At 30.4% G+C, this 16,856-nt stretch carries 14 protein-coding genes; 11 read left to right on the top strand and 3 right to left on the bottom strand.

The features are described 5' to 3' along the window. The first annotated feature begins 1 nt into the window (after position 1). From DAD81_RS20030 to DAD81_RS19985, 10 genes are all read left to right on the top strand, one after another. On the top strand, positions 2-499 hold the full coding sequence (locus DAD81_RS20030; protein WP_111710164.1) for a GIY-YIG nuclease family protein: 498 nt from the start codon (positions 2-4) through the stop codon (positions 497-499). Then, complete coding sequence (locus DAD81_RS20025) at positions 496-1,182, top strand: hypothetical protein (protein WP_111710162.1); 687 nt, start codon at positions 496-498, stop codon at positions 1,180-1,182. Before DAD81_RS20030 ends, DAD81_RS20025 begins: the two co-directional genes overlap by 4 nt. Then, positions 1,170-1,790, top strand: a complete 621-nt coding sequence (locus DAD81_RS20020) for a hypothetical protein (protein WP_111710160.1) — start codon at positions 1,170-1,172, stop codon at positions 1,788-1,790. The genes DAD81_RS20025 and DAD81_RS20020 overlap by 13 nt, the downstream gene beginning before the upstream one ends. A gap of 3 nt (positions 1,791-1,793) precedes the next feature. After that, positions 1,794-3,503 carry a hypothetical protein gene (locus DAD81_RS20015; RefSeq protein ID WP_111710158.1) on the top strand — a complete coding sequence of 570 codons (1,710 nt, stop codon included), beginning with the start codon at positions 1,794-1,796 and terminating at the stop codon, positions 3,501-3,503. Then, on the top strand, positions 3,500-5,485 hold the full coding sequence (locus DAD81_RS20010) for a hypothetical protein (protein ID WP_111710156.1): 1,986 nt from the start codon (positions 3,500-3,502) through the stop codon (positions 5,483-5,485). The genes DAD81_RS20015 and DAD81_RS20010 overlap by 4 nt, the downstream gene beginning before the upstream one ends. 18 nt (positions 5,486-5,503) lie before the next feature. Then, a complete protein-coding gene (locus DAD81_RS20005) occupies positions 5,504-6,319 on the top strand; it encodes a GIY-YIG nuclease family protein (protein ID WP_111710154.1) in 816 nt (271 codons plus the stop codon). Positions 6,320-6,412: 93 nt separating this feature from the next. Next, the gene (locus tag DAD81_RS20000; protein WP_111710152.1) at positions 6,413-6,925 is read left to right on the top strand and encodes a hypothetical protein; all 513 of its coding nucleotides are present in this window, start codon (positions 6,413-6,415) and stop codon (positions 6,923-6,925) included. Further along, positions 6,919-7,614 (top strand): nucleotidyl transferase AbiEii/AbiGii toxin family protein, encoded by a 696-nt coding sequence (locus tag DAD81_RS19995; protein WP_111710150.1) that lies wholly within the window; start codon positions 6,919-6,921, stop codon positions 7,612-7,614. Before DAD81_RS20000 ends, DAD81_RS19995 begins: the two co-directional genes overlap by 7 nt. Then, on the top strand, positions 7,604-10,570 hold the full coding sequence (locus DAD81_RS19990) for a type I restriction endonuclease subunit R (RefSeq protein ID WP_111710148.1): 2,967 nt from the start codon (positions 7,604-7,606) through the stop codon (positions 10,568-10,570). Before DAD81_RS19995 ends, DAD81_RS19990 begins: the two co-directional genes overlap by 11 nt. Positions 10,571-10,572: 2 nt before the next feature. After that, on the top strand, positions 10,573-12,999 hold the full coding sequence (locus DAD81_RS19985) for a DUF2075 domain-containing protein (protein ID WP_111710146.1): 2,427 nt from the start codon (positions 10,573-10,575) through the stop codon (positions 12,997-12,999). A gap of 131 nt (positions 13,000-13,130) precedes the next feature. Here the strand turns inward: DAD81_RS19985 and DAD81_RS19980 are convergent, their stop codons facing one another. The 3 genes from DAD81_RS19980 to DAD81_RS19970 are packed head-to-tail and all read right to left on the bottom strand — an operon-like array spanning position 13,131 to position 15,792. Beyond that, complete coding sequence (locus DAD81_RS19980; RefSeq protein WP_111710144.1) at positions 13,131-13,610, bottom strand: hypothetical protein; 480 nt, start codon at positions 13,608-13,610, stop codon at positions 13,131-13,133. A gap of 54 nt (positions 13,611-13,664) precedes the next feature. Next, the gene (locus DAD81_RS19975) at positions 13,665-14,429 is read right to left on the bottom strand and encodes a hypothetical protein (RefSeq protein WP_111710142.1); all 765 of its coding nucleotides are present in this window, start codon (positions 14,427-14,429) and stop codon (positions 13,665-13,667) included. A 1-nt stretch (position 14,430) separates the two neighbouring features. Further along, on the bottom strand, positions 14,431-15,792 hold the full coding sequence (locus DAD81_RS19970) for a tyrosine-type recombinase/integrase (RefSeq protein WP_157961205.1): 1,362 nt from the start codon (positions 15,790-15,792) through the stop codon (positions 14,431-14,433). A 597-nt stretch (positions 15,793-16,389) separates the two neighbouring features. Between DAD81_RS19970 and DAD81_RS19965 the strand changes: the two genes are divergently transcribed. Further along, a partial coding sequence (locus DAD81_RS19965) for a phage integrase N-terminal SAM-like domain-containing protein (protein WP_179950085.1) occupies positions 16,390-16,856 on the top strand: 467 nt, incomplete at its 3' end.

Below are 16,856 nucleotides of genomic sequence, written 5' to 3'. Positions count from 1 at the left end.
TATGGAGTGTACAAGTCAACATAATTATACACTTTTTATTTCTGGTCCAGAGGATAAACGAATTATTTATACAAAAAAGCAAGAAGGTAAAAAAGTAAACTTTCAAAAACCAGTTACTACTAAATATATACCCAAAATTTACATTTTAACTTCAAATAATAGAATTGTGTATGTTGGTTACACTGGGCAGTCTATAGGTTCACGTTTAAACTATGGTATGCGGGCCAATGGTAAAAATGGGTATCACGGGTATAAATGGAAAAAAGAATTAGATACAGTTAACCTTCATGTTTTTGTATTTGAGTCTTTTGTTCAGGATGAAGACCAGATGAAAAAACAAATGGAATTTGTAGAAGCTATTGAAGCTGAGATCGTTTTTAAAGTTAGAGATGAAACAGGAAGTTGGCCAAAATATCAAAATGAAATTCATTTTAATAACCAACAACCAGAAAAAGTAAAAAGAATTGCAAATGAAATTTATGAAAAAATAATAGCATGATATATGCAGTAAAAAACAATAAGGTTAATAGAGCTATATATAAAGCGAATGAAGATGCTTTAACATCCACCATTTTTGAGCGTTTGATGTATTTACCAAAAGAGTTGGTGCAACATATATTTAAAACAGCATTATATGATGTTGTTCCAAGTTTAGACCTTCATCAAATAGAAAGTATAGAGTATTGGCCCAATTGGGATTCGGAAAATACAACAAATACCAATAGGGTAGAACCAGATGTATTTATTAGAACTGCTACGCAAGATATTATTTTAGAAGCTAAACGTTACGATGTTAAACAACAAAGTAAAACCCAGTGGAAAAATGAAATTCAAGCATATTATAACGAGTATAAAGAAGATGATAAACCGTTACTATTTATTGCTTTGGGAGGTTTACATTCAAAAAGGACAGATGATATAAATGTACAAGGCGTAAAGCATAAAATTTACAAATGTACTTGGGGATCCGTTTTAAATACAGTACAACAAATTACCTATACTTATCAGCTAAATGCAGATTATACAAATAGCAATGCAGCAATCCTAAATATTTTAAATGACATTATTTTAGGCTTCTCTTTATTTGGTTTTTCAACAGCAGATTGGTTTGAACGTTTCTTACCAGTACAAAATATAAAAGAAGATTCAATTACATATGTATCACAACTATGGAAAAGTTAAATAAAAATCAATTTACAAATGTCTTAAAAGACGTTAGAGCATCTTATCGTTTATTAGCCTTATATCAAAAGAGATTATTAGATGTTATAACCTTTGTTGGTAATAGTTATAATGTAAATTTTTACGGAGGTTGGGCTAAATTTAGTAATTCAGCTGCTCATGCCACTAGAGCTAAAATTGATAGATGGTCTTGGGATTGGCTCTCTATGTATTTATATGAGTTTAATATGGGAGAAATAGGTAAGGAAACAGATATAGATAAGTATCATTTTAGAATAGTGCATCAAGCAGATACAGGTTTTTTTGATGCAAATGATTCTAAAAAAATAGGTAAAAATGATATTGATCAATTTGAACATCTTGAAGCATCAACCACACGTTTGTTTTTTGTAATTAGTAAAAATGAAAATTATTGTCCGTTACTAGGTGTTTTAAATGAAAACTTATCAAGTGCTTCTAATAAAGCAATTGTAAAAGGTAATTGGTTGGCAGTGCCATACAATATGGAACGTTTTATAAATCAAAAAGCTACAGATTTAGTTTTAAAAGATTTTAATGAAGTTTGTAAGGCTACTTTTAATATAGAATTAAGTAATCAAGTGTTTTAGGGGATGGACTATAAAGTGTTTTTTGCTTTTCAAATGGATGTTGAAGATAAATATGGCAAAGGGTTTATTCAATCGGCAATAGAAATAGCAATTCAGAAATTAAAAGAGGAAGATATACTTGTCTCTCTAGATTTTGGATTTAGAAGAACTCCAGGAACTCCATTGTTAATTGAAGAAATGTTGAAAAAAAGTTCTGACTCAGATCTGGTAATTGCTGACTTAACTTTTACATCTGCAAAAGAGTGGCTAAATGCTGAACTGATAGATGAAGATGATACTAATTCTTGGTATAGCATACCTAAAGGAATACGGAAACTATCTCCTAACCCTAATGTATTATTAGAAACTGGTTATGCTTGGGCGAAAAAGGGAACCTATAGGACATTAGTTGTGATGAACAGTGCTTTTGGCTCTCCTATAGAGTTACCGGTTGATTTAAAAGGGTTTAGGTGGGGGATTACGTATTCATTAGATGAGACTAATAAAAGTGATAGAAAAGCTATAAGGAAAGAATTAGGTAAAGATTTTTATGATGCAATTAAAGCTGCAATAAATGCAGAATCTTCTTATCAAATTGAAAAATGGTCGCCTTTTAAAATAAATCAACAAATTGAAAGGTATCATAATTACCCATATGTATTAACATCAACCTTAAAAGATGAAATTGAAAAATTAAGAGACTCTTTAATTAGTTATAAAGGAGCAATTAGAATTGCAGGAGTACCTGGATCAGGAAAGTCTAGGTTAGTTTTTGAGGTTTTTAGGAGGAATGAGTATTTTGAAGTACACAAATTAGAAAATAGTATTTTATACTTTGATTTAAAAGGTACGGTTTACCAGGATATTTCGAAGAAAATAGTGGATCTATCTACAAAAAACCAATTAAAAATAATTATTCTTGATAATTGTGATGAAGAGGTTCATAAAAAAGTAAATAAAGAATTTTATGGTACAAAATTGAGATTGGTTACAATTGAACCTAATTCGTATAAAAGAGAAAAAGTTAACCCAAATATATTTATAGGTGAAAATGTTAGACGGACGGTGTTTCAAAATATTTTTGAATCAAAATACACATCAACAAGTTCATCGTTATTATATAGCTCTTTGGACGGTGATTTAAATACTTTAGTTCCTATAATACAGGCGAGTATTAAAGAAGAAAATTTAAATAAATCAACGAATGATCTGTTAAAGTTTATTGTTGGTGAGAATAATGTAGATATTGGAGCTGTAAGGCTGCTCACAGCAATTGCATTGTTTGAGAAAATTGGTGTTTCAGGAGATTATAAAAATCAATTGGAATTTATAAGAGAAACATTTGTTGGTTGTTCAGAGGAAGAATGTCTTAAATTAATTGAATTGCTACATTCTAAAAACCTGATAGTGAAAAAAGGTGATTATATTGTTTCAAATGCGTTTAAAGAAGAACTTATTAAACATTGGAAAATTGAACCAATTGAAAATATAAATTCTATTGTTTTGAATGTTTCTAAAAACAATTTGTGGTATAACTTTTCAGATAAGTTTTTTGCCTTATTAAAAAATGATGAAAGTGGTGAATATTTGACATTTTTAATTTCTGAGGTAGGAGTGTTAAAGAATAATGAATTTATTGATAAAAGTGAGGGTGGAAAATTTTTGAGATTAATGGTAGATTATTTTCCCAAATTGGTGTTGAAGATTTTAACTTCTAAAGGAGAAAGATTATGAGTTTTTTTGATTTTAGTATTTCGGATAGATATACAATAGATACTTTATTGAAATTGTGTATGCATAATGAAACGGTGAAAGATTCATTCAAGTTATTATACAAGTTAGCAAATAAAGATAACACTCTTCAAGATCAAGCAAAATTTGCATTTATTGATTTGTATCAAGTTTATTTAGCAGACACCTGCCTTAATTTAGAAGATCGTTTAACTATTTTATATGAATTAGAAACTGAAAATGGCATTTCAAACATATTGGTCAGTGCTTATGAAAGAGCTTTAAAATCAACTGGTTTTACTGGGCGTATTCATTCGGGAGAATTAATAAATAGAGAAAAATTATTTAATCCTTCTCTAGAGCAAAAAAATCAATATCATATTGCCGTAATTGAAAAATTAAAATCTATAGCACTTTTAGGTGATGAACCATTTTCTCAACTTGCAATAAATTCTTTAGTTTCCAGGATGCCAGAGCAATTAACTTTTGGTCCTTTTGAGCATATGCTAGGAGCAATAAAGGAAATTGTTGAAAGACAAGGTGAATTATCAAATGATATTCGCCAAAAGTTAGCAGAATTAAGTTCAGAGAGGTTTAATCTCAGTTCAGAAAAGTTAGCACAAGTTGAAGCTATTTTGGAAAAATATAAACCAGACAGCGTAGAAGATGAATTAAATGCTTACGTAGTTAATGCTCCTTGGATTCACAGCCGTAATGAACAAGATGATTACATTAACGTTTCAGCTGAAAAAGCAAAAGAAATTGCTTTGAAATTTATTGATGAAAAGATCTTACTACTGTTAGAGGGTGCTAAACTATTACTTAAAGGTGAGCAACGACAAACATTTCCCTTTGCAGAAACTATTGGTAAAAAGAACACAATTGATTATAATAAAAAGCTATTGGGTTATATAATTGCTTTATATGAAACAATACCAATTGAAGAACAAAACTCAATATTTGTTAATGGATTGGTATTTGGAGCAAAGAATGATGAATTTACTAGGTTCGCTATCGATAAATTAATTTCATTAAATGCAACAGAAGTACATGGAATTAGATTGGTTCGTTATTTAAAACCAATTACATATAGTGATCTTATAAAAATCAAAGAATTGCTAATCGCTAATCCAGGTTATTTAAGAAATCTTGAATACTTAGATTTAATAAGTTTAACCGATGAGGAAATTATAGATTTAGTGTTGTGGATTAAAGATATTAATTATTCTTTTGCTTTAGAGATTTTATATGAAATAATTAGAAAGGATAGTGAAAGGTGGAATGGACTTAAAGAAATAATTAATGAATTGTTATATGTTGATGATATAACAGAACAATCTTCTTTTATAAATAACACATTGCATCTTGAGGATTTAATTACAAAATCAATTAACGATGATCCTTCTGAAGAACACATTTATTTTTTAGTTCATCAAATAATTAAAAATTACACAGATTTTAATTTTAAAAATGAATCTCTTTTAGATCATTTAACATATTTTTTAATAAATGAGCATTTTGATAAATCTTGGCCAATATTTGGTGAATATCTAGCTTCTGGTCAGCAAAGTAGTTATAAACTTTATAGGACTTTAGAAGATACAGTTTCTAATAATAAACTAATATATGAGTGGGCAGTCAGTGAGTCCGAGAAATTCCCTTCAACGGCAATAAGATTTATGAATATTTATAAAAAGAATGAAGATGGTACTTTAGAATGGGATAAGTATGCTAAACAATTAGTTGATGAATTTGGTAATCAACAAAAAGTCTTAGATAATATTAGATCAAAGTTTACAAATTATTCAGGAATTAATTCAGCATCAGCATCAGGTTTGTACAAAAGAAGAAAAGTATTAGTTGATGAACTTCTAGATCATAAATTTGAAAATGTTAAAGAGTGGGCTAGAAATATGTCAGAGTATCTTTCAAGTAGAATTGTTGATGAAGATAAGTGTGGTGAGAATTATAATTTAGAAATTTAGTTTTAGAAAGTTGTAGTTATGACCTTACACGATGCCATCATACAAGTTTTAGCTCAAAAAAAAAGTGCAATGACAAGCGTAGAAATTACGAATGCATTAAATAAAACTAGTTTATATACTAAAAAAGATGGCTCTTTAATTAAGAGTAGCCAAATAAGTGCTCGTGTTAAAAACTACCCACATTTATTTTTAAAAACCGATGGTTTAATTTCACTAAAAAGTAAAACGGGAATTGGGAAGACTATTTCTCCAGTAGACAGAAATAAAACAAGTATTTCAACAATTAGTGCAAAACCAAGTTTAGCAGTTAAAATGCTTTTACATGAGAAAAATTTTAAAACTGCTTCAAGCATAGATTCATCTGTTCCAGATGTTCCTGGTTTGTATTGTATTCGCATTAGAGAACCAAAGAAATTAAAGACCTCCTTTTCAAAAGTACTTTTGGAAAGGAATCACACTATTATTTATATAGGAATTGCTTCAAAAAGTTTAAAAAAACGTTTTTTAGGTCAAGAATTAAGAGCAAAAGGTCACGGTACTTTCTTTAGAAGTATGGGAGCAGTATTAGGGTTTGCACCTATAAAAGGATCATTGAAAGATAAAAAGAATCAAAATAATTATACGTTTTCTATAAAAGATGAAACGAGTATTATTAACTGGATTAATGAAAACTTGTTGGTTAATTGGGTAGCTAAAGAACAGGATTTAAACGGTATTGAAAATGAATTGATCAAAGCAAATCTGCCATTACTTAATATTGCTGGTAATCCAGGAGCTTTACAAGAGCTAACAGATTTAAGAACTAAATGTAAGATGATAGCAAGTGGGGTGTAGGCTTATTTATATTTAGGGAGAGTATATTCTTAATTCGCGATTCGCGAATCACGAATTAAATTGTTATCTTTGTGTGTTTAAAAGTATTAGATTATGAAAAAACACAGCGGAATGCGACCACATGATATTGTGGTTTTGTTAAAAATTGCAGCAAAAGGTAATAATGCTTGGTATATGAAAGATCTATCTATGGAGTTAAGTATTAGTGCCAGTGAAATTTCAGAAAGTTTAAATCGTTCGGCCATTGCTGGTCTTATTTCCAAAAATAAAAAGCGCTTAATGAAACTGGCCATCCTCGATTTTTTAGAACATGGTTTGCGTTATGTATATCCACAACAACCAGGAGCTAAAGCAAGAGGTGTTGCAACAGCACATTCGGCAGCGCCTTTAAATAAAGAAATTGTAAGTAATGAACCCTATGTGTGGCCTTATGGTTTGGGTACTGTTCGTGGAGAATCTATTGAGCCATTGCATCCAAAAGTACCAGAGGCCTGTTTAAAAGACCCTATATTTTATGAATATATGGCCCTTTGTGATGCTTTACGAGTAGGAAGGGCACGAGAAAAAAATATTGCTATAGAAGAATTAAGAAAAAGATTATGTTAAAAAACACCTTAATCAATCGTATTGCAACCAAAAAAATAGCCTCAGCTTTAGTAGGCCTCAATCAAAATGTGGTATATGTTGGTGGTGCTGTAGTTAGCTTGTATATAAACGATCCTTCAGCAGATGATGTACGTCCTACAAAAGATATAGACATTTCTATGGAAATTGCCAATGTGGGCGAATTAGAAGCTATTCGTGAAGAAATACAAGAAAGAGGTTTTTATCAGTCATATGAAGATAATGTTATTTGTCGTTTTAGGTATGAAGATATTATGGTAGACTTAATGGCAACAAAAGAAGTGGGTTGGGCACCAGCCAATCCTTGGTTTTTACCGGGTTATCAGCATCTAATCACCTTTGATATAGATGGTGTTGAAATTCAATGTTTGTCATTGCCTTATTATTTAGCAACAAAATTTTCTGCGTTTTACGATAGAGGAAGTAAAGATCCAAGAACAAGTAAGGATTTTGAAGATATTGTTTATTTATTCAATTATGTTACAACCTTAAAAGAACAGGTTTTACAATCAGATGAACTAGTTAAGAGTTATCTGATGACTTGTTTTATAGATATATTGAAAGATGGTGTAAAACAGGAAGCTATTTTAGGACATCTTTTTTATGAGGAACAAGAAATACGCTATGAAAAAATTATAAGTACTTTAAACGAAATTTGCTATGGGATTTAATGAACTAAACAGTGTTGAATATCACATCATTCATAAATTAAGTGGTGTAAACCTGAACAATAAAACAATTGAAGAACCTGCAGAAGGTTATGGATCATTTTGGAAGTATAAATCAGCCAACGAATTACAACGAAATGTTAACGAAGTATTAGAAGAGGTTGAACTTAAAAATGCGTTGATTCGGTTAAATCCTGAAATTAAACAGCAACCAGAGCTCGCTGATGAAGTTATTTATAAATTAAGAGCTATTTTAATATCTGTAAACCAAGTTGGGTTGGTACGTGCCAATGAAGAATTTTTTAAATGGTTAACCGGAGATAAAACAATGCCTTTTGGCGAAAACAATCGTCATGTACCTGTTCGTTTAATAGATTTTGATGAATTGAAAAATAACAGTTATGTTGTTACCAATCAATTTCGGATTCATCATAGAGAAACAAAAATACCAGATATAGTTTTATATATAAACGGTATACCAGTAGTTGTTGGTGAGGCTAAAACACCTATTCGACCATCTGTAAGTTGGTTAGATGGAGCACATGAAGTTCATGATGTGTATGAAAATGCAGTTCCACAATTATTTGTTCCAAACATTTTATCATTTGCTACAGAAGGAAAAGAATTATATTATGGAGCCATAAGAAGTCCACTTCAATATTGGGCACCTTGGCGATTGGAAAATGATGAAGATAAATTAGCGAAGCAATTGGGTTTATCTGAAATAGGGAAGGAGCTTTCAGATTTACTAAACCCATATAGGTTGTTAGATATTTTACAAAATTTCACATTATTTGCTTCCAACAAAAAGAAACAACGCAACAAAATTATTTGTCGTTTTCAACAATATGAAGGTGCTAATAAGATAGTTGAACGTGTAAAAGAAGGGAAAATAAAAAAAGGATTAATTTGGCATTTTCAAGGCTCTGGAAAATCGTTGTTAATGGTTTTTGCAGCACAGAAATTGCGAAAATCAGCTGAATTGAAAAGTCCGACAGTACTAGTTTTGGTGGATAGGACAGATTTAGACACACAAATTACCGGAACTTTTAACGGTGCTGATATTCCAAATGTAGAAACTACAGAAAGCATTACAGAGCTACAAACCTTATTAGAAAGAGATACCCGTAAAATTATTATTTCTATGATCTTTAAGTTTCGTGATGCGAAACCTAATATGAATACCCGAGATAATATTATTGTATTAGTTGATGAGGCGCATAGAACACAAGAAGGAGATTTAGGACGCCAAATGAGAGCTGCTTTACCAAATGCATTTTTATTTGGTTTAACAGGAACACCAGTTAATAAAGCAGATAAAAATACGTTTTGGGCTTTTGGAGCTTCAGAAGATCAAGGAGGATATATGTCTCGTTATACTTTTCATGATTCCATAAGAGATGACGCTACGTTGCCATTGCATTTTGAACCTCGTTTGGTTGATGTACATGTAGACAAAGAATCTATTGATAAAGCATTTGAGGAGTTTAAAGAATCGGCAGCACTATCTGATGAAGAAGCAGATGCTTTGAATAAAAAATCAGCAAAAATGGCTGCATTTTTAAAATCACCAGAGCGGGTTACTAAAATAGTTACAGATATAGCGAGTCATTTTAAAGAAAAAGTAACACCTCACGGATTTAAAGCGATGATTGTGACACCGGACAGATATGCTTGTGTGCAATATAAAGAAGAATTAGATAAACTTTTCCCGGAAGAAGCAAGTAAGGTTGTTATTTCAACTTCGGCCAATGATGATTTTGATTTTAAACAAAAATGGGGTGTAGATAAAAGTAAGCAAGAGAAAATAGTAGATGAATTTAATGATGCAACTTCTGAGTTAAAATTTATCATTGTTACTGCTAAGTTATTGACTGGTTTTGATGCGCCAATTTTACAAACAATGTATTTAGACAAGTCTATAAAAGATCACACTTTGTTACAAGCAATCTGTAGAACAAATAGATTGTATCCACATAAATCTTTTGGAAGAATAGTTGATTATTTTGGTGTTTTTGATGATGCTGCTAAAGCACTTCAATTTGATGAAGAAAGTGTCAATACCATTATTACAAACCTTTCTGAATTAAGAGGTAAATTACCGGAAGCTGTAAAAGATGCATTATCTCATTTTGAAGGCGTTGATAGAAGTATTGATGGTTTTGAAGGTCTAGAAGCTGCGCAAAATGCAATTAATTCAAATGAAAAGAAAGACGCATTTGCAAAAGATTTTAAGTATTTAGCGAGGTTATGGGAGTCATTATCTCCAGATGCTATTTTAGATCTTTATAATGAAGATTATAAATGGTTATCACAGGTGTTTGAATCTGTAAAACCAGCCTCTCAAAATATAGGAAAATTGCTTTGGTTTTCTTTAGGTGCTCAAACTACAAAATTAATACATGACAATGTCCATGTAGGAGAAGTGCATCAATTAGATGAATTTATTTTGGATGCTGATGTTATTGAAAATATATTTAACAATCCCGATCCGAAAAATACTAAAAAATTAGAAAAAATACTGATAAAGCGTTTTAAAAAGCATAGTGGAGACCCTAAATTTATATCTCTAAGTGAACGACTTGAGGCATTGAGAGATAAAGCGGAGCTAGGATTAATTACTTCTATTGAGTTTGTAAAAGAATTGTGTAAAATAGCGAGAGAAACGGTTCAAGCAGAAAAAGAATTGGAACAAGAAATTCAAGAAAAAACGCCAAAAGCAGCTTTAACGGATTTATTTTTAGAGTTAAAAAATGATGAAACTCCGGCTGTTGTAGAACGTATTGTAACGGATATAGATGCTATTGTACGAGTAGTCCGTTTTCCAGGTTGGCAAAACACCAATTCAGGTGAACGCGAGGTTCAAAAATCATTACGTAAGGCTTTGTTGAAATATAAATTACACAAAGATCAGATATTATTTGATAGGGCATATAGTTATATTAAAGAGTATTATTAATTATGAAAAGAGCGTATTATTCAAATACTATTTCAGCTTTTATAAAAGAAGACCCTTCTAAAATATTAGGTGAATTAAGCCTCAATCACACACATGCTTTAGAAGAGTTGCAGCGTAATGCTTGGCTTGGAGAAATTAGCATCTTAAAAGATCAGTTGAAAGATTTTCCTGATGGGCAAGTGTATTTTGAGTTTGCTATTCCTAGAATGGGAAAACGTGTGGATAACATTGTAATTATTAATGATACTGTTTTTATTTTAGAATTTAAAGTTGGCGATTATGAGTATGGGAATCACGCTATAGAACAAGTTATTGATTATACATTAGATTTAAAGAATTTTCATGAAGGAAGTCACTATAAAAAGTTAATACCAGTTTTAATTTCAACCAATGCCCCAGACTTTGAAAATGATCAAGAACAAATAGATAATTTATATACTGCTGCAAGAGTAAATAAAAACAACCTGGGAGATTATTTAAATGAAGTTGTTGAAAACTCAAAAGAAGATCGTATAGATCCAATTGAATGGGAAACTTCTATTTATAAGCCAACTCCAACTATTGTAGAAGCTGCGCAAGCATTGTATAAGGGGCATAATGTCCAAGAAATTTCAAGATCCGATTCAGGAGCCATTAATCTCTCTAGAACAGCTTCATGTTTAAATAATGTGGTTGAAAATTCAAAAAAATACAATAAAAAATCTATTTGTTTTGTCACTGGTGTTCCTGGTGCTGGTAAAACTTTGGCAGGTTTGAATATAGCGAATGAACGAATGAAATCGGATGAAGATGAACATGCTGTTTTTCTATCAGGTAACGGACCATTAGTTGATGTGTTAAGAGAGGCGTTAACGAGAGATGAAGTAAAAACATCAAAAGAGAATGGAATACCACTTACAAAAAAACAAGCTGCAATAAAAGCCAATTCATTTATTCAAAATATTCATCATTTTAGAGATGACAACTTAATTTCATTGAAAGCACCAGTTGAAAAAGTGGTTGTTTTTGATGAAGCACAAAGAGCATGGACCAGAGAAAAAGCCAGTTCTTTTATGAAGGTTAAAAAAGGCGTGGAAGATTTCAATATGTCGGAACCTGAATTTTTGATTGATGTAATGGATAGGCACGAAGATTGGTGTGTTATTATTTGTTTGATTGGAGGAGGTCAAGAAATTAACACAGGTGAAGCTGGGTTAGAAGAATGGATTGTGGCTTTAAAAGATCATTACGCAGATTGGGATATTTATTATTCAGATCTTATTGGTGAAAATAAAAATTACATTAAAACTTCAGAATTAAGAACTTGGATTAAAGATAATGGGGAAAGTGAGAAAGATTTGCATTTGTCAGTTTCCGTTCGATCCTTCAGGTCAGAGCAGCTTTCTAATTTTGTACAAGAATTATTAGAGTTAAATATTGATTCAACAAAAAGGTTATATCAAGAAATAAAAGATGATTATCCTATTGTATTAACTAGAGATTTAGAAATTGCAAAAACTTGGTTGAGAAATAAAGCAAAAGGTACAGAACGAATAGGGATGGTTAGTTCTTCTGGAGCTAGAAGGTTGCGTCCTCATAGTATTGATGTCAAAAATGAAATTTCGCCAGCTGAATGGTTTTTAAATGATGAAAATGATATTAGGTCTTCTTATTTTTTAGAAGTCATTGCAACTGAATTTGATATACAAGGATTGGAAATAGATTGGGTTGGTTTGGCTTGGGGTGCTAATTTTTATATCAATGCTGAGAACGACTGGAGTCATCAAAGATTTAGTGGTACGAAGTGGCAAAATATCAATCAAGAAATCACAAAACAATATTTAATAAATACATACAGAGTGCTTTTAACCAGAGCAAGACAAGGAATGGTACTATTTATTCCTGAAGGTTCTGATATTGATCATACGCGTCCAAAGGAATTTTATGATGAAACGTATGCTTATTTGAAAAATATAGGAATTAAAGAATTGACAAAAGATAATTGCATTGTAAAGAAACCAAAAAAAACACTGGTTTTAAATCATAAAAAGGCTAATTCAATAAATAAGAGGAGTAGGGTTAAAGTTGTTCATAAAGAAATTTCTGAGTCGAAAAAAATTAACTCTGATGTGAGGCCTGCAAAAATGAAAATAGGAAAATTTGTAAAAACATCTATGTTGGACCTCATTAGTAAAGACCTTATTGATGAGTCTGAAATAAGAAGATTGCAAAATGCTGAATATTCAAAAAGAACTTTTGATATTCAATTCCCTCTTTTAAGAAAAAAACTGGTTACTGATCCAGATAATATTCTTAGATATTGGAAAGGTGCAGTGAGTATTAAAGGGCAAGAATATTTTATTTGTTCAGAATGGTATGAAAATTCCCAAAATAATGATCGTCCTTATTTTTTAAAGTGGTTATGTGGAATTAAAAATCAAAAATTATGAACTACGACACCATCTGAAATATACAATCATGCAGATGAGCTAGAAAAATTGCTAAAAAATGACAATTAGTAGCATTTAGATCAGAATTTTTAAAAAATAAAAAACCTAGTGAGGAACGATTTGCGAATTAATTATTTCAAATTAAATTGTGGTAACTCAAATTGCTGTAGTTGCTCATTATAATATACAATCTTATTTGTTGCTATATCGAAATAAGCAATTTTTCCATACGGGTCAGGATTAACATTTTGAGCCAAAAAAAAGCGTGTATTTATTAAATTTTTTAATTCTTGAATGTCTCCTTTAGTTGCTGGTTTATTTTCTTCAGGAGTAAATATTTTCTTAAGTGCTGCAAGTGAAGCATCGGAGGCCATGGTTCCTAAAAATGCATTAGTAACTCCAGCTGTACTAACTTTGTCTATTTGGTTTTTCCCTTTTTTCTTTGATTTAGAAGTATTTTTTGATTTTTCTTGAGAAACAGAATTACTTTTTTTATTCTTGTGATGGTGATTTTTGCTTCTACAAGTTGCCGAACAAAATTTTTGAGCTTTGCGTCTTGTTGGTTCGAATTTTTTTTGACAAAATTCGCAAGTGTATAATTGTTTTTCCATTAAATTATTGAATTATGCGTTAAACAAACGTATGTTTGACGCATAATATTAGTTTTAAATAGTTTTAACATTGAAAATAACTTCCAAAATCATTTTTTCTAATTTAGTATTATCTACTATTGGGCGTTGTTTTTTCTTTTTAGGATTGGGTATTTTCGATAGTTGATTGCACGCTTCCTTCGGGTTCTCTTTTTGCTCATTTTCTTTGTTTATTTCTATTGCATTTTCTTCTTGAGCATCTTCAATTTTAGCATACCTTGATAAAATATCAGGGAGGTATTGCAATACAAACTCACCTACCGTAAAATTAAAATCCTTTTCTAAATCTAAATACCTTCCGAAGTAATTACAGATATCTTTTAAATGTGTTACATAAAATTGACATTGCACATGAAATGCTCCTATAATACTAATGTGAATATCTTCACCATTGTACTTCTTTACATTTTGACTTAACCATTGCGTTAAATCTATAAACAACATTAAATATTCGTAATACTTTTCTATTATTACTAAGAACTCAAACTCTGTCAATTCTTTTGATTTCTCAACTAGTTTGAAGGTATTCTGCTCTAAAAATGTTCTTTTTCCAATTAAATAAGAATTTACTTCTAATGCATTTTCGTTAGTAAATATTCCACTGCCCAACTTATTATCCATGAAATAAAATTCATCATAGAAATCATCATTTATCTGATCTTTCAATTGTTCTTTTACATCTCCTACAATATCACTAGGTACGTAATAAATAATTTTATGAAAAAACACTTCCAATAGTTCATCTAAAAGTAAAGTTGTTTTTATAATTTCTGATGACATATTATATGGTTTTTAAAAGTTCTGAATAATCCTCTGGTAGTTCTGCATCTATATCTCTTAAGTATTTTTCCAATGCTGTCATTGTAGAATGCCCGGTAATTAACATTAATCTACTTTTCGCTTCATTGGGTGATGAAATTTTTCTTAATTCTCGATATAATTTTGTAATATAAGTATGTCTAAAACTATACAGTCCATAATTTTTATCTAGATTAAAATGATCTTTTACAACTTTTTTAAATCGTTTTGAAAAATAGTCTCGTTTATTATTCTCCGAGGCTTCCCACTTTCCCCCAAACTTCTCTGGTGTAAATAGAAATGCTTCAGGATCTATATTTGATAAGTCTGGAATATCTTTAAATAAAATGTCTGGAATAATTTTAGTTTTTAAAAACTTATTTTTTGCTTTAAATGAAATTGTTTGTTCTTGTAAATTAATATCACCAACTTTTATTCGATTCACTTCAATGGGTCTCATAAAGTTATACGAGATGAATTTTATGTACAATAGTAATATAGGATCCTTTTTTTCTAAATAGTTAAAAATATTTGAATCTAATTGTTGCGAATATGTTTTATGTCGCTCTGGAGCTGTTTTTAAAACAGGTATATTCTTAACAAAATTATATGTAATTATTTCATTTTCTTCCAATACTTGCATAAGAGTACTAATCTCTAGTCTAACATTATTTCGAGTTCTAGGGCTATTTTTATCTAATACACCGTTCAAGAAATGTACAACCATACTTTTAGTCAGCTGACTTATACTTATTACATCTGGGTAATTTGCTTTAATAAATTCCTGCAAGGAGTTAGATCTACTCTTATATGCCTGTAAAGTTCTTTCATTTACCAGTTTCTTTTTAAGGTTTAGAGCAAATTCAAAGGCTTCAGAGATGGTTTTTGTATTAACAATTGTTGATGATATACCATCACTTTTTGACGATTTGCAAACAGTTGTTGGTTCTTTATCAGCACCTGTTGATGTTTTACTAACACCTGTAGATTTTTTAGCGACACCTATTGCCTTATCTTGTTCTTTCTGAAATAGCTCTGTATTATCTTCAAAAGGATCGTACCCTCTTCTTAATAACTCTTGAATTTTATGTTTGTAAACTGCTAAAACAAACATCCGATCTGATTTTGTTTTGTACTTATTTGCATCACCATAGAAGGGAGTAATTCTTTTTAGCTTCCCAGTTTCAGGATTTCGGTAAGAAAAATACACATACCAACGTTTAGATAAATCACCATTGGCATCATAAATTTTGGGGTTCGAATATTTTTTTTTCATGGACAAATCGTATGCAAAAACGTATGCATTTTGATTATCAAAGATAAGACTTTTGTTAAAATTAGACATAAAAAAAACGGTTTAGAAAGCTAAACCGTTCGTTTTGTTGGATTTAAATTTTGTAGCGTGATCCAGAATTGAACTGGAGACCTCCGGGTTATGAACTCAATGTTTAAAAAATATTAAACCATTTTATTGGGCTCCCGAGCTATATTTTTGCAAAAACGTGTTCCAAAACGTGTTCCAAATTTAGATTGATATGTTATACAAATACTTGATGCAATTTAGTAAAAATTATTAGAAGGATTGTAGTGATTAAAACATTTAATTATTACACTTATAAATTTTTTATTTTGTTATAAGTTTAGGTATTTACCAGATACTGGGTGTATTCCTCTAGATTTGAAACTTTTGTCCTCCAAACAAAGATTTCTCCTGTCAAATTACAGATTTTCTATTTCTTAAATACAAAACCTTGTGAGTCTTTATATTCAATTTAAATTAGTTAATATGAGCCTATGCTTAACAGCTAAGTGAAGCGTATTACTCAGGATCTATTACCTTAACGCCTTAAGATGTAAATTACATCTTCTAAAAATGTTAGTGAGTGCGTAATATTCATGTGCTATTTCCAATCAACTATTTTTTTAGTATATTTGATATGCTATGAAAAATAACCTACCTAAAATCACCCTGAAAAGGGATGTTGTAAAAAATATTGATTCCATTCAAATGTATTTTAAATACAATGATGAACTATTGAATATCATTAGAGGGCTAAAAGGGTTTAAATGGAGTTCTTCTATAAGATGCTGGCACGGAGAATTCAATCAAAATAATTTGAATCTAATTAGGCAAACATTTAAGGATATAGTTATCCTTATAGATGATAACTCCCTATACACAGCTCCAAAGATAAAGCGAATTAAAGTTAATAGAAAATTGTCCGAAGAAAACTCAGTGGTAATGGATTCTTTTATCAAGTATTTAGAAGGAAGGAGATATAGCCGCAGCACCATTGAAACTTATGCCATTTTTATAGGTGATTTTTTAGAATACCTTAAAAAGAAATCAATAACAAATACAACCAACAGAGATGTTGAATTATTTATTGAAGATGTATTCATACCTAA

The sequence above is a fragment of the Lutibacter citreus genome, from assembly GCF_003260195.1.
GTDB classification, from domain to species: domain Bacteria; phylum Bacteroidota; class Bacteroidia; order Flavobacteriales; family Flavobacteriaceae; genus Lutibacter; species Lutibacter citreus.
Note: the sequence above shows the minus strand (reverse complement) of the source record. Positions and strands in the feature narration are given on the sequence as shown.